Below are 14,539 nucleotides of genomic sequence, written 5' to 3' on the forward strand. Positions count from 1 at the left end.
ATAGACTAAAGACTACCGATTCTTATTATATTTTAGTATAAATCCTGTCAACCTATATTAGGACGGGACAGGGTATTATATTTCTTCTCCGTAGAATTTTACATCTTTGGAATATTCTTTATCGACAATTATCAATAATACAGGGCGCACCTTAAAGCTTTGTTCTTTGCCCCTTTTGACAATATAGCGAAATACAATTTGGTCGCCCTCTTTTACAAGTTCTTTACTGTCAATTGTTGTTACATGCTGACTCTCGGGAACTATAATAGCTAAAACAGATTGGAGCGAAAAATCTATTTCAGTGGCTTTTCCTCTCTCTCCCATAATAGTTCCTATACCCAAATATTTCTCAAATTCTTCAGCACTATCTATCTTTAATTCGAAGAGCTTATCGTTTACGGTGTTTCTAACAAAATATCGTTCAGCTATAGTGTAAGGTATTTCTGTTTTCGATGTTTCGTTTTTAACGCCGGAGGCAGATTCTGCTTTTTGATAAGAGGTGTTACTACAAGCAGCGAAGAAAATTGCAATTAAAATGAGAAAAAATATTCTGTTCATTAGATAAAAGTTTAAGCTATTTATCTAATAAACAAAGAGTCAGGATGTTTTGTTTTTATTCTTGTTATTTGTGAAGTATAATTTGTTTAGAAGATCCTCTCTTTTCAGTTTATGAAGCGATTTTGTTATCTGTGAGCGGTAGTTCTTATCGTACCAGAAAAAATATTGGCGCTGAGCAAGTTTCTGGTCTTTGGTTCTTGCTGTATAAACTTTTTCCAGCGTATAAGGATGATATCCGGTATAGTATATTTCGGTGGCTAAAGTCATCGGCGACGGAGTAAAATCTTGTACTTGTTCAAGATTAAAACCCAAAGGTTTGGTGGCGACGGCTAGTTCGGCCATGTCAAGCTCGTTACATGCGGGATGCGACGATATAAAATATGGGATCAATTGCTGCTTTAATCCGTGTTCGGTATTTACTTTGTCGAATATTTTTTTGAAATCGAAGAATAGTTTGAACGAAGGTTTTCGCATGCAATGCAGTACTTTATCCGATGTGTGCTCCGGAGCTACCTTCAATCTGCCCGATACATGTTTCAATATCAACTCGCGGGTATAATCGGCCGCAGCTTTGTCTAACTTCTGATCATTGGTTCGGTGTAAAAGCATATCGTAACGAACACCACTGCCAATAAACGATTTTTTAATACCTTCTAAAGAATCTACCGAACGATAAATATCTAACAGAGGGCTGTGATTGGTATTTAAATTATTACATATTTTGGGGTAAATACAAGAAGGGCGTTTGCATTTACTGCAAATACCTTCGTCTATCCCTTTCATCGCATACATATTTGCCGAAGGACCTCCCAAATCGCTCAAATAACCTTTGAAATCGGGCATTCGGGTTATGGCTTGCACTTCTTTCAGAATCGATTTTTTAGAGCGCGAAGCAATAAATTTCCCTTGATGGGCCGATATGGTACAGAAAGCACATCCCCCGAAGCATCCTCTATGCATGTTTACTGAGAATTTTATCATCTCGAATGCAGGAATGGTTTTGTTCTTGTATTTGGGATGGGGTAGGCGTGTATAAGGCAGGTCGAACGAAGCATCTATTTCAGTTTCGGTCATAACCGGATATGGTGGATTTATCACAACAATATCTTCGTCGTGTTGCTGCAATATACGTGCTGCTTTTACCATGTTCGATTGTTCTTCCACTATTTTGAAGTTCTTCGCCTGATTTATTTTTTCCCTTAAGCATTCTTTAAACGAATACAGTTTAATATCTTCTTCGTTTATATTGAAAGAATCGGATTTGTCTGTAAAAGCTATTTGATTGACATCTTTTTTTACTTCTTCAATACTCTTTCCTTTTTGCAATTGCGAAGCTATTTCCTTAATCGGTTTTTCGCCCATACCATAAACTAGTATATCGGCTCGCGAATCAATAAGTATTGATTTATGAAGCTTGTCGTCCCAATAATCGTAATGAGCAACACGTCTCAGCGAGGCTTCTATTCCTCCAAGTACAATCGGAACATCGGGGTATAAATCTTTAAGTATGTTTGAATAAACTATCGAAGTTCTGTCGGGGCGCATACCGGCTTTTCCGTCAGGGGTATAGGCGTCGTTCGAGCGCAGGCGTTTATTGGCTGTATAATGATTTATCATAGAGTCCATAGCGCCACCCGATATACCAAAAAATAAACGCGGCTTACCCAGCTTTTTGAAATCGCGAAGATCGTCACGCCAGTTAGGTTGCGGAACAATAGCCACTTTTAAACCTTCGGCTTCAAGTATTCGCCCGATAACGGCTGCACCAAATGAGGGATGGTCTACATAACAGTCGCCCGAAAATAAGATAACATCCAATTCATCCCATCCCCGTAGTTCGACCTCCTTTTTTGTAGTAGGTAACCAGTCCGTTAATTTATAGTTATTCATAATGTAAATGCAAAGTTACGTCTTTTAGATGAGAGTATGCAATAGTAAAGTTATTTTAAGTTATATGTAAACAATAGTGTACGGATTAACAGAGTAAATAGCTTATTTATGATAAAATGTATAGTTTTTTGAATAATATTACATGTTGTGGGGCGATGTGCTTTAATATCTTTGTAATATCCATAATCTTGTATTTACAAGAGGTGTGAGTATGAAAGAATTTAATACAAATAAAATAACAACCATGAAATTTAGACTACCTCGAACGAAAAAGTATTTGCTTTTTATCTTTATGTGTTTGTGTGTGACGAGTTATGCGCAAAATAAAAAAATAGACCTTCAAGGCGAGTGGCGTTTCGATATCGATAGAAATGATGTTGGAGAAACTGAACGTTGGTATAGTAAGAAATTGGGAGACAAAATTCATTTGCCCGGTTCTATGGCAGAGAACTATAAAGGCGATGATGTTACCCTTAACACCCAATGGACAGCCAGTATATACGACAGTTCGTTCTTCTATAATCCCCGCTTGGAGCGTTTTCGTCAGCAGGATAATCTTAAATTGCCGTTCTGGCTTACCCCTGTGAAGTATTATGTAGGTCCGGCGTGGTATCAGAAAGATGTGGTTGTACCTAATACATGGAAAAACGATCGTGTTCTTTTGTTTCTCGAACGTCCTCATACCGAAACACGTTTGTGGATAAATAATCAGGAGATAGGAATGCAGAATTCGCTTTGCGTACCACATGTATATGAAATAGGAAAATATCTGAAGTCAGGGAATAATACAATATCTGTTCGTGTCGATAACAGGACTAAAGATATTGATGTAGGTAAAGATTCGCACAGTATAACCGACCAGACTCAAGGAAACTGGAACGGCATAGTGGGACGTTTGGAGTTGCAATCCACTCCAAAAACATTTATTGAGAATGTAAAAGTTTATCCTGATGTGAAAGGAAAGAAAGCGTTGGTTCGCTTGGTTATTGAAGGAAAATCATCAGGAACAATTCTGTTAGATGCAAATAGTTTTAACTGTAAAACTACGCACAGTGTATCTCCTGTATCAGCATCATTCAATTCCGAGAAGGATGGCTCGACTGCTGTAGAATTGGAATTGCCACTGGGAGATGAAATGTTATTATGGGACGAGTTTAATCCCAATTTATATAAGCTGAAAATTTCGTTGAAAACGAAACAAGGCGAAGATGTAAAAGAACTACAATTCGGGATGCGCGACTTTAGTATAGAAGGCAAATGGTTTTATGTGAACGGACGAAAAACAATGTTGCGCGGAACTGTTGAGAATTGCGATTTTCCACTAACAGGATATGCTCCGATGGATGTTGAATCATGGGAACGGGTGTTTCAGATTTGCCGTAATTACGGGTTGAATCATATGCGTTTTCACTCTTTCTGTCCACCCGAGGCTGCGTTTCTTGCTGCCGATAAAATTGGTTTCTATCTGCAGCCCGAAGGGCCTAGCTGGCCTAATCATGGATCGTCGTTAGGTAATGGGCTTCCCGTTGACGATTATTTGTGGGAAGAAGCAAAACGTATTGTTGAGGAATATGGCAATTATTCGTGTTTTACTATGTTCGCTATCGGTAACGAGCCTCGTGGACGCTGGGTTCCATGGGTAAGCAAATTTGTAGATTATTGGAAAGAAACAGATAAACGTCGTGTTTATACAGGTGCATCAGTAGGTGGTAGTTGGGCTTGGCAACCACGTAACCAATATCACGTAAAAGCCGGAGCCAGAGGTTTGGATTGGGGTGCAATGCCAGAGTCAAATTCCGATTTCAGGGCAAAGATTGATACTGTAAAACAGCCATTTGTGTCGCACGAAACAGGACAATGGTGTGTATTTCCCGATTTTACCGAAATAAAGAAATATACAGGGGTGATGCGTGCCCGTAATTTTGAATTATTCCGCGACGATTTGGCTCAACGTGGCATGTCGGATATGGAAATGGAATTTCTGATGGCATCGGGGAAATTACAAGCTTTATGTTATAAACATGAGATTGAAAAAACAATGCGTACACCCGATTATGCAGGCTTCCAATTATTGGCATTAAACGACTATTCGGGGCAGGGAACAGCATTGGTTGGTTTGCTAAATGTTTTCTTTGAAGAGAAAGGATATATAAATGCAGAACAATTCCGCCAATTCTGTGCGCCTACTGTATTATTGTCTCGCATGGATAAGTTTGTATTTACAAACGATGAAACTATGACGGCAAAAATAGAAGTGGCTCATTTCGGAGAAAAGGAGTTAGGACGGATGCCTACAACATGGAAGATTAAGGATACTCACGGACAGATAATTTCGCAGGGTAAACTGTCTGCTAAAAATGTGGTAATCGGTAATTGTCAGGAATTGGGAATGGTTACCTTGCCGTTAAATACTTTCGAAAAGGCTCAGAAACTGAATCTGGAAGTGTCTTTCGAAGGAATGGATGTTTGTAATAATTGGGATTTTTGGGTGTATCCTGCTACGTTACCCGAAGTTAAAACGGAGAATGTTTACATTACCGAAAATATAGATGATAAAGCTAAGGATGTATTGAAAAACGGAGGTAAGGTACTATTATTATTAGCCGGAAAAGTAGAACAGGGAAAAGAGGTTGTTCAATACATGACTCCTGCTTTCTGGAATACTTCATGGTTCAAAATGCGTCCTCCTCATACTGTGGGAACATTGGTAAACAACTATCATCCTGTTTTCAATGATTTTCCCACAGATTCATATACCGATGTACAATGGTGGGAATTGGTTAACCGTGGGCAAATAATGGAAATAACCGATTTCCCAAAAGGATTCAAACCTATAGTACAGCCTATCGATACATGGTTTATCAACCGTAAATTGGGTACTTTGTTTGAGGCAAAAGTTGGTAATGGAAAAGTGATGGTAACAAGCATTGATCTGCAAAATAATCTGGAGAAGAGACCCGTGGCAAGGCAATTATACCATTCTATTTTAAATTATATAAATTCGCATCGTTTTACTCCGGAGCAATCGGTAGACTTATCGCTGATTGAAGATTTATTACGTAAAGAAGGAGAACGTATAAATACGCATACAACTGATGCTCCTGACGAATTGAAGAATATAATAAACTAATGACCTTACAAATATGAAAAAACACCATTTGATAATAAGTGCTCTTCTTTTGGGAGGATTGCTTATGGCTTGCGACAATAAAGAACCCGATACTGGTTGGCCCGAGGTTACAACCGAGGCTAAACCGTGGACTCGCTGGTGGTGGATGGGTAGTGCTGTAGATAAGCAAAACCTGACTTATAACCTTGAGGAGATGAGTAAGGCTAGTATCGGCGGAGTTGAAATTACTCCCATATACGGTGTTAAAGGGCAGGAAGACAATTATATACAATACCTTTCCTCGAAGTGGATGGAAATGCTTGCGCATACCGAAGCTGAGGCTGCCCGTTTGAATATGCTTGTGGATATGAATATGGGTACGGGCTGGCCATTTGGCGGACCTGAGATTACGCTTGAAGATGCCGCGACAAAAGCCATATTTCAGAACTACGAGTTGAAGGGTGGAACGCAGTTATCCGAGAAGATAGAGGTGAAAGATAAAAAACAGAAAGATGTTGCAGTGCTTCAAAAGCTGATGGCTTATTTGCCCGACTCGGAAGTTTTGGATATTACAGATAAAGTAAATGCAGAAGGCTATTTGACATGGACTGCTCCCGAAGGAAAAGATTGCAAACTTGTGGCTCTTTTTATGGGTAAAACATTTCAGAAAGTAAAGCGTCCTGCACCGGGTGGCGAAGGTTATGTTTTGAATCATTTTGATGCAGAGGCTGTTAAACGCTATTTTAGTAAATTCGATAAAGCATTTTCTGCTTCTAAGGCTAAATTCCCCCATAGTTTCTTTAACGATTCGTATGAAGTATATGGAGCTGATTGGACTGCCGATTTTCTTGAACAATTTGAAAAACGTAGAGGATATAAACTTGAAAACCATTTTACCGATTTATTAGCAAACGGTGAAACAGAATTTTCGGCACGTATAATATCTGACTATCGCGAAACTATCGGTAACTTATTGCACGACAACTTTTCTGCATCATGGGCAAATTGGGCTCACGAACGTAAGGTAACTATCCGTAATCAGGCTCATGGTTCGCCTGCTAATTTGTTAGATATATATGCAGCCGTAGATATTCCGGAATGTGAGTCGTTTGGTATTACCGATTTCGATATACCTTATTTGCGGAAAGATTCTATCCGTAAGGAAAACGATGGCGACCCAGTGACCTTAAAATATGCTTCGTCGGCAGCAAATATTGCAGGGAAAAAGTATACTTCGTCTGAAACATTTACATGGCTGACCGAACACTTTCGTACATCATTGTCGCAAACAAAGCCCGAAATAGATCAAATGTTTACATCGGGGGTAAACCATGTTTATTTTCATGGAGCGACTTACTCTCCGAAAGAAGCTGCTTGGCCGGGTTGGAAGTTTTACGCTTCGGTTGACATGACACCAACAAACAGCATTTGGCGCGATGCCCCTGCGTTTTTTCAGTATATAACCCGTGTTCAATCGTTTTTGCAATATGGGTCGTCGGATAACGATTTCTTATTGTATTTTCCTGTTTATGATATTTGGAACGAGCAGCGAGGTGATATTTTCTATACATTCGCTATACATGGAATGCGTAAGCGTCTACCCGATTTCTATAAAGCAGTAGAAAGTGTAAGAGAACAAGGGTACGACCTTGATTACATATCCGATTCATTCATCGAAAGTGCAACGGTTGAGAATGGCCTTATAAAAATGATTGGAGGGGCAACTTACAAAGCGTTGATTTTTCCTTCGTCTAAGCTAATGCCGCTCGAAACATTAACCAAAGTGCAGGCTTTAGCCGAGCAGGGAGCCACTGTTATTTTTGTAGATCAATATCCGTCGGATGTACCCGGATTCAGCAATTTGGAACAACGCAGGGGGGCGTTTAAGGATATAATGGCAAAAATGCCTTCTGTCGATTCGTTCTCGTCTGTTTCCGTTAATGTTTTAGGAAAAGGAAGAGTAATAACCGGAACAGATTATGCCAAGATATTAACTAAATGCGATGTTGATAAAGAAACATTAGCTTCGGAGTTAGGTTGCCAGTATATTCGTCGTAAAAACGAAACCGGATACCATTATTTTATAGCATTGCTTCAGAATAAGCCTGTTGATACTTGGGTTACACTTGCCGTAGAAGCTAAAAGCGCAATGTTATTCGATCCAATGACAGGGAAATCGGGACTTGCGAAAGTTCGGGAAAATGATGGTAAATTACAGGTATATATGCAGTTGCAAGCAGGGGCGTCTGTTATTCTTAAGACATTCGATAAGCTAGTTGAGGCTCCTGAGTGGAATTATTATCAAGACGCAGAAAATAAAGATGTTGAATTAAATACCAATTGGGAAATGAGTTTTGTTGAAAGTTGGCCTGCTGTAGAGGAATCTTTCAAAATAGATAGCTTAAAATCGTGGACGGAAGTGCCTAATGAATTATTGTCAAAAAACATGGGTACAGCCCGTTATAAAAAAGAAATTGATATAACAAAGACGGACGGATTGGAATACCGTTTATGTTTGGGCGATGTTCGCGAAAGCGCACGTGTATTTATAAACGGAAAAGAAGTTGCTGTTCTTTTTGCAGTGCCTTTCGAGACGAATATAGGCGAATATTTGCAAAATGGTAAAAATGTAATTGAAATAGAAGTTACTAACCTGCCTGCAAATCGTATAGCCGATTACGATCGCACAGGTGTTGAATGGCGTATATTCCAAGATATTAATATTGTTAGTGTGAACTATAAACCCGGCAATTTTGATACATGGGGCATTATTCCGTCCGGATTGTTAGGGCCGGTTTCTATTAAAGAACTTAAAAAGATGAATTTATGAAAATAAGATCGATAGTAGTTATTCTGTTATTATGTTTAGGAGTAACAAATATTCAGGCTAGCGAGCGGAATCCTCGTGCTTTTTTCAATAAAAAAGACTTGACGCTCACAGGTGTTTACTATTATCCCGAGCATTGGGAAGAATCGCAATGGGAGCGCGATTTAAAACAAATCAGTGATTTAGGATTCGATTTTGTGCATTTTGCCGAGTTTGCTTGGGCACAGTTAGAACCATCGGAAGGCGTATACGACTTTGCATGGCTGGATAGGGCAGTAGCTATTGCTGCAAAAAATAACCTGAAAGTTATAATGTGTACATCAACGGCAACCCCGCCAGCATGGTTGGTTCGTAAGCATCCCGATGTTTTGATAACACATGAGAATGGAACCAAAATGGATCATGGCGCGCGTCAGCATCCATCGCCATCCAATAATTTTTACAGAGAGTATTCGCTTAAAATGATAGATAAACTTGCCGGGCATTACGGGAAAGACAAACGTATAATAGGTTGGCAACTGGATAACGAACCTCGTCCTGTTTATGATTATGGGAATGATGCTCAACAACGTTTCAGAGATTGGCTGAATAAACGTTATCAAACAATAGGGGCATTAAATAAGGCTTGGGGTACGGCATTTTGGAGTCAGGTGTATTCCGATTTTTCGGAAATAAATATACCGAAGGTATCGCAAATGTTTATGAATACGCATCAAATACTCGATTTCAATAGGTTTGCAACAGAAGAAATGTCAAGCTTTCTGGATAGTCAGGTATTAGCTATCCGTAAAAACTCGAATCCCGAGCAGTGGATTACTACAAATTATATTCCCGAATATAGTGACGGGCATTTGAGAAAAAGTGATGAACTGGACTTCCATTCATATACCCGTTATATGGTTTTTGGCGAAAATTTTGGAGTAGGTCGCAAAGGATATCGTTTAGGGCATGTAGAGAGAATTTCTAAAGCCAACGATTTTTTCCGTCCTATCGATGGGGTTTACGGAGTAATGGAATTACAACCCGGACAAGTGAACTGGGGTAAGATAAATCCACAACCGCTACCCGGGGCTGTGCGCTTGTGGTTATGGCATGTGTTTGCAGGAGGGAGCGACTTTGTTTGTACATACCGTTATCGCCAGCCTATATATGGTACGGAGTTGTATCATTACGGAATTGTAGGCCCTGATGGGAAGACTCCAACACCGGGGGGACTTGAATATTCGCAGTTTACGAAAGATATAAAGGCCTTACGCAAAGAGTACGATGCTAAAGCAAAGAACCCGGAAACGTATGAAAAACGCAGAACTGCAATTCTTTACAACCACGAAAATACGTGGGAAATGGAAAAGAACAGACAGACAACAGAATGGAATACAGAATCGCATGTTGATAAGTATTACTATGCGTTGAAAAACTTTGGTGCCCCCGTCGATTTTATAGATGAAAGAGAAAATTTTGCTAAATATAATGTGATGATTGCGCCTGCATACGAAATGCTTGATAAAGATTTGGTATCACGTTGGACTAAGTACGTAGAGGCTGGAGGAAATTTAGTGCTTACCAGCCGTACAGGTCATAAAACCCGTAACGGGCAATTATGGGAAGCTCCATTTGGAGAACCTATTTACAACCTGATAGGTGCAAAAATAGATTTTTACGACTTGTTATTGCCTCATACGCCTGATAATGTTTCGTTTGGAGGTAACAAATATCAGTGGACAAGCTGGGGAGAGATTTTGATACCTGATAGTTCTACTGAGACTTGGGCTATCTACGAAGGCGACTTTTATGAGGGTAGTCCGGCTATTGTATATCGTAAATTAGGAAAAGGTTCGGTTACTTATGTAGGGGTCGATTCGAAAGAAGGAAAAATGGAAAAAGCTGTTCTCGAAAAATTATATGGAATATTGAATATTCCTATATTGAATTTACCGGAAGGGCTACACATTGAATATCGTGATGGTTTTGGTATCGCTGTTAATTATGCCGATAAGACTTTGCAGTTACCTGTGTCGGGTAGAGCGAAATTTATTATTGGTAATAAGTCTATTGATACAGCCGGAGTATCGGTTTGGAAAGAGTAATTTAAAAGATTGAAGTAATGAAAAAGATATTAATATTTAGTGTTTTATTTATAGCAATTTGCTCATTTACAGCTCAGGAACGAAAAGTAAAGATATTGATAGCAGGAGATTCAACAGCTCAAACATATAAAGAGGCGAAGGACGGGCTTATTAAGGGGTGGGGGCAAATGTTACCTGAATTTTTGAACGATAAGGTGCAAGTGTCGAACCATGCAATGGGAGGACGCAGCACTAAAACTTTTATAGAAGAAGGTCGTTGGGAAAGGCTTTTGGGAGAAGTTGAACCGGGCGATTACGTATTTATTCAGTTCGGGCATAACGATGCTTCTACTCGCCCTGAAAGGCATGCTTCGTACGAAGATTATAAGAAGAATCTTGAACGCTTTGTTGACGATGTACGTGCAAAGGGAGGGAATCCCGTATTGTTGACATCGGTAGTTATGCGTACTTTTAACGAAAGGGGGCATCTGGTTGACGACCGTTTGAAGGGCTATCCTGTTATAACTCGTTTGGTAGCAAAAGAAAAAAATGTTCCGTTGATTGATGTAAATCTGAAAACAAGAGACTTTATAACAATGTTGGGCGATAAGGCTTCTATTCCGTATTATCGTTGGGTAGAACCCGGAGTAGACCATGCTAAACCCGATGGATTGAAAGATGATACGCATATGATGGAAAAAGGTGCGCGTAATGTAGCTTATTTTGTAGCAGAAGGCATTAAGAATTTACAATTGAAGGGATTAAGCGAAAATGTGAATCTATTCAACCCTAAGATGAACGAAACGCATAGCCTCGAATAATCTTTTATGCTTTGAATCAAATTCTTCTATTGTCTATTAAAAATCTATGCCATGAAACTAAGATGTCTGATTATTATTTTAGCGACTTTTTGCCCAATGTTTTTGAAAGCGAAAGATCTGACAGAAACGCAAAAGTTAGCTTCTTTTGTAAAGAATGCGAATACATTTCTTTCTCTTTATCCACAAGAAAAAGTATATCTCCATTTTGATAATACAGGCTATTTTGCTGGCGAGTCAATTTGGTTTAAAGCTTATGTTGTTACAGCCGAAGATAATATCCCATCTCAACTGAGCAAAGTTCTTTATGTGGAACTATTGTCGCCGGAGGGGAATACTATAAAAACCCTGAAGCTGAAAGTTGAGAATGGACAAGCTGATGGTAGTTTTCATCTGGAGTCGGAAATGTTTGGAGGTTATTATCAGATAAGGGCTTATACTCGTTGTATGCTTAACTTTGGGGAAGAATGTATATTTTCCCGCACTTTTCCTGTTTTCGATCAGATAGAACAGCCGAAAGATTATATCAGCAAGAAAATGACGCTTCGCCGTCATAAAATTCCGGTGGAGAGAGTAAAGTCCGAATTTTCGGATAAGGTAGACATGTCATTCTTTCCGGAAGGGGGAAAACTAGTGGCCGGGCTGACTTCAAAAGTAGCATTTAAGGCAACAGGTAAACTGGATGAAAATATAGATGTAAAAGGTGCTGTATACGATAATCAGGGTAACGAAGTTGCTGCAATAGCAACCATTCACGATGGAATGGGTGCTTTCGATTTTATTCCACAGGACGGTCAAGTTTATAAGGCAAAGGTGGTATATAAAGGCAAAAATTATGAGTTTGATTTGCCTGCAATAGAAAAACAAGGTTACGTTCTGAAAATGGACAATCTGCATCCTAAACAAATGATAATTCAGGTAGAAAAGAGTGAAAGTATACCTGGCGACACTTTGGGGCTGACAGTTGCATCCAGAGGTAAAATATATGCATTTAGCACTGTAACTGCGGCTGACGGAGCACAAGTAATGCGTATACCGAAGGAGATTTTGCCTTCGGGTGTGGTGCAGGTTACGCTTTTTAATACCCAAGGCGAAATAATGGCTGAGCGTTTATCTTTTATTAAGCACCAATCGGCTTTGTCGATAAAAGGTTTATTGGCTAAAGATGAATTTGAACCATACGAAAAGATAAGTATTGTGTTTGATGTAAAAGATTTAGCTGGAAATCCGGTAGAAACAGCTTTTTCTCTTTCGGTAAAAGATCCCGGTTTGATATCGAACGAGAGTAATGCAGGAAACATAATGACCAACCTGTTATTGTCGTCCGATATTAAGGGTTTTATAAATAATCCCGAATATTACTTTGCCGACGATAGCCGTGATCGCTTACGTGCTTTAGATTTGTTGATGTTGGTACAGGGATGGCGGCGTTATAATTGGAAACAAATGGTTAATCCCGAATCTTTTCAGGTAAGGCATGGAATTGAAGAAGGCTTGATATTGCAGGGGAAAATTAAATCGACTAGCCGTAAAAAAGCAAAAGGAGACATGAACATACTGATGTGGGCCTATTCGCCCGAAGGAATGTCGCAGAGAGGAACATGTATTACCGACGAGGAAGGCTATTTTAGTTTTAAATTTGACGATTTTTTTGGCGTGTGGAATATGTCGATTCAGGTGACAGATAAGGATAATAACCGGAAGAATGAACACGTACAACTTGATCGTAACTTTAGTCCCGAACCAAAAGCTTATTCATTTTACGATACACAACTGAACGATGCTAATCGTACTGCAATTGGCATATTGGGGCAGTCGGATAAAACAGAGGTTATAGGTGGGGTTAAAGACGATGGGTTGATGTCGTATTTGCTGGATGAGGTTATGGTTTCTACAAAACAGAAACGTAAGTTAACAGACGAGATTATAGGCGTAACGAATATTTTGTACGATGTTTATGATGATGTAGAAAAAATAAGGGATAGCGGAAAAAGTGAACCATCGTTGATTACAGAATATCTGGTAAATACAAACTCTTATTTTTCGTATAATATGAGAACCGGTGGCGATAATGGTGAAAAAGTAGATAACCATTATTTTTATAAGGGCCGTCCGGTTGTTTTTTATGTTAACAATTTTATAGTAGGAGGGCAGGCTTCTATGTGGAAACATATCGACGAAATTACTGTAGATATGGTTGAGAAAGTAGCTATAATGGAAGAATTCGACAGGTTTGTGGCTGTCGATTTTGGAGAAGCTTTGTATGCAAACGAAGTTAGGCATAATATTGTAGGTATTTATATCTATACAAACGAAAAAGGAGACCGCAGGAGAGACCCCAAAGGCATAAGAAATACAAAAATACAAGGCTATACGCAAATGCCGGAGTTTTATAGCCCTAAATATGCAAGTGCAGCATTGCCCGACGAAACCGATTTCCGTCGCACGTTGTATTGGAATCCGAATGTAAAAACCGATGCAACAGGTTCTACAGCTGTAACCTTTTATAATAATAGTATTAAAGGTGGAGTAGATATAGATGCTCAGACAGTGACAAATTCAGGTATTTTAGGAGTTTATATCGAAGAGAAGGAGTAACTATAATGGCAAAATAATAATAAATTCTTATATTTGGTTCGTTGTTTTTATTTGTTTTAAATTTTCAAAGTGCATATATGAAAAAGTTATTATTATTGTTTATAGTCGTTATACCTTCGCTTTGCATGGCGCAATTGATAAAACCACGGGCACAAATGGAGGATTATATAAGTAAGATTCCGGTGTGTGATAATAGAGTTACGTTTAGGGATACTATACCGTTGAGCAAGGATTTGGATAAAATTGAGGTGCGAAATCGATTGCAATCGACCCTTGATACCTATTTGACGGAGAAGAAAGGGATAATGCGATTGAATGATACTGTGGAGCATAAAATGGCTATACAAGTGATAGATCATGTTGCTTTTGAGAAAAAAGCACTTTCGATGTTTGCTATGTGGGTAAAGTATACATTAATACTGGACTATAGTACTGATGAATGCAGAGTTGAAGTACGTAACATAACATTTATTGAATCGGATGAAAGAGCGCAGAAAGATGCTACAAGCTTAGAGGATTTTTCGTTCTCGTCCGAATATGTTTTTATCGAGCAAAAATATAAGGTTGCGCTGGTTAAGGAAGCTACCAATAAAATGGCATTGGGATTAATCACAAATATGAACGAACTTTTCAGCTCGTTGAAACAAGGCTTAACTCAATAGTATAATAGATT

The 14,539-nt window shown here is 39.0% G+C and carries 8 protein-coding genes; 6 read left to right on the forward strand and 2 right to left on the reverse strand.

Annotated elements, in window-relative coordinates; translation table 11 throughout:
• Positions 1 to 75: 75 nt before the first annotated feature.
• Both D0T53_RS09255 and D0T53_RS09260 read right to left on the reverse strand, forming a co-directional pair.
• On the reverse strand, positions 76 to 558 hold the full coding sequence (locus D0T53_RS09255) for a hypothetical protein (protein ID WP_163267141.1): 483 nt from the start codon (positions 556 to 558) through the stop codon (positions 76 to 78).
• Positions 559 to 597: 39 nt separating this feature from the next.
• Entirely contained in the window at positions 598 to 2,448 is a 1,851-nt protein-coding gene (locus D0T53_RS09260; RefSeq protein ID WP_163267143.1) for a YgiQ family radical SAM protein, read from the reverse strand.
• Positions 2,449 to 2,740: 292 nt separating this feature from the next.
• Here D0T53_RS09260 and D0T53_RS09265 point away from each other — a divergent pair, with 292 nt between their 5' ends.
• The 6 genes from D0T53_RS09265 to D0T53_RS09290 all read left to right on the forward strand — a co-directional run bounded on the left by D0T53_RS09265 (position 2,741) and on the right by D0T53_RS09290 (position 14,528).
• On the forward strand, positions 2,741 to 5,578 hold the full coding sequence (locus D0T53_RS09265) for a sugar-binding domain-containing protein (RefSeq protein ID WP_255489426.1): 2,838 nt from the start codon (positions 2,741 to 2,743) through the stop codon (positions 5,576 to 5,578).
• A 13-nt stretch (positions 5,579 to 5,591) separates the two neighbouring features.
• A complete protein-coding gene (locus tag D0T53_RS09270) occupies positions 5,592 to 8,387 on the forward strand; it encodes a glycosyl hydrolase (RefSeq protein ID WP_163267145.1) in 2,796 nt (931 codons plus the stop codon).
• On the forward strand, positions 8,384 to 10,471 hold the full coding sequence (locus D0T53_RS09275) for a beta-galactosidase (RefSeq protein ID WP_163267147.1): 2,088 nt from the start codon (positions 8,384 to 8,386) through the stop codon (positions 10,469 to 10,471). The genes D0T53_RS09270 and D0T53_RS09275 overlap by 4 nt, the downstream gene beginning before the upstream one ends.
• Positions 10,472 to 10,488: 17 nt before the next feature.
• The gene (locus tag D0T53_RS09280; RefSeq protein ID WP_163267149.1) at positions 10,489 to 11,271 is read left to right on the forward strand and encodes a rhamnogalacturonan acetylesterase; all 783 of its coding nucleotides are present in this window, start codon (positions 10,489 to 10,491) and stop codon (positions 11,269 to 11,271) included.
• Positions 11,272 to 11,322: 51 nt separating this feature from the next.
• The gene (locus D0T53_RS09285) at positions 11,323 to 13,866 is read left to right on the forward strand and encodes a hypothetical protein (RefSeq protein ID WP_163267151.1); all 2,544 of its coding nucleotides are present in this window, start codon (positions 11,323 to 11,325) and stop codon (positions 13,864 to 13,866) included.
• 77 nt (positions 13,867 to 13,943) lie between these two features.
• Complete coding sequence (locus tag D0T53_RS09290; RefSeq protein ID WP_163267153.1) at positions 13,944 to 14,528, forward strand: DUF4468 domain-containing protein; 585 nt, start codon at positions 13,944 to 13,946, stop codon at positions 14,526 to 14,528.
• Positions 14,529 to 14,539 lie beyond the last annotated feature (11 nt).

Origin of the sequence: Dysgonomonas sp. 216 (assembly GCF_010501065.1) — a bacterium.
GTDB lineage: Bacteria > Bacteroidota > Bacteroidia > Bacteroidales > Dysgonomonadaceae > QVMM01.

Excerpts from the sequence above, each read along its gene's own strand:
- D0T53_RS09260 (WP_163267143.1), bottom strand. The coding sequence starts at position 2,448 with ATGAATAACTATAAATTAACGGACTGGTTACCTACTACAAAAAAGGAG.
- D0T53_RS09255 (WP_163267141.1), bottom strand. The coding sequence starts at position 558 with ATGAACAGAATATTTTTTCTCATTTTAATTGCAATTTTCTTCGCTGCT.
- D0T53_RS09280 (WP_163267149.1), top strand. The coding sequence starts at position 10,489 with ATGAAAAAGATATTAATATTTAGTGTTTTATTTATAGCAATTTGCTCA.
- D0T53_RS09265 (WP_255489426.1), top strand. The coding sequence starts at position 2,741 with ATGTGTTTGTGTGTGACGAGTTATGCGCAAAATAAAAAAATAGACCTT.
- D0T53_RS09275 (WP_163267147.1), top strand. The coding sequence starts at position 8,384 with ATGAAAATAAGATCGATAGTAGTTATTCTGTTATTATGTTTAGGAGTA.
- D0T53_RS09270 (WP_163267145.1), top strand. The coding sequence starts at position 5,592 with ATGAAAAAACACCATTTGATAATAAGTGCTCTTCTTTTGGGAGGATTG.
- D0T53_RS09285 (WP_163267151.1), top strand. The coding sequence starts at position 11,323 with ATGAAACTAAGATGTCTGATTATTATTTTAGCGACTTTTTGCCCAATG.
- D0T53_RS09290 (WP_163267153.1), top strand. The coding sequence starts at position 13,944 with ATGAAAAAGTTATTATTATTGTTTATAGTCGTTATACCTTCGCTTTGC.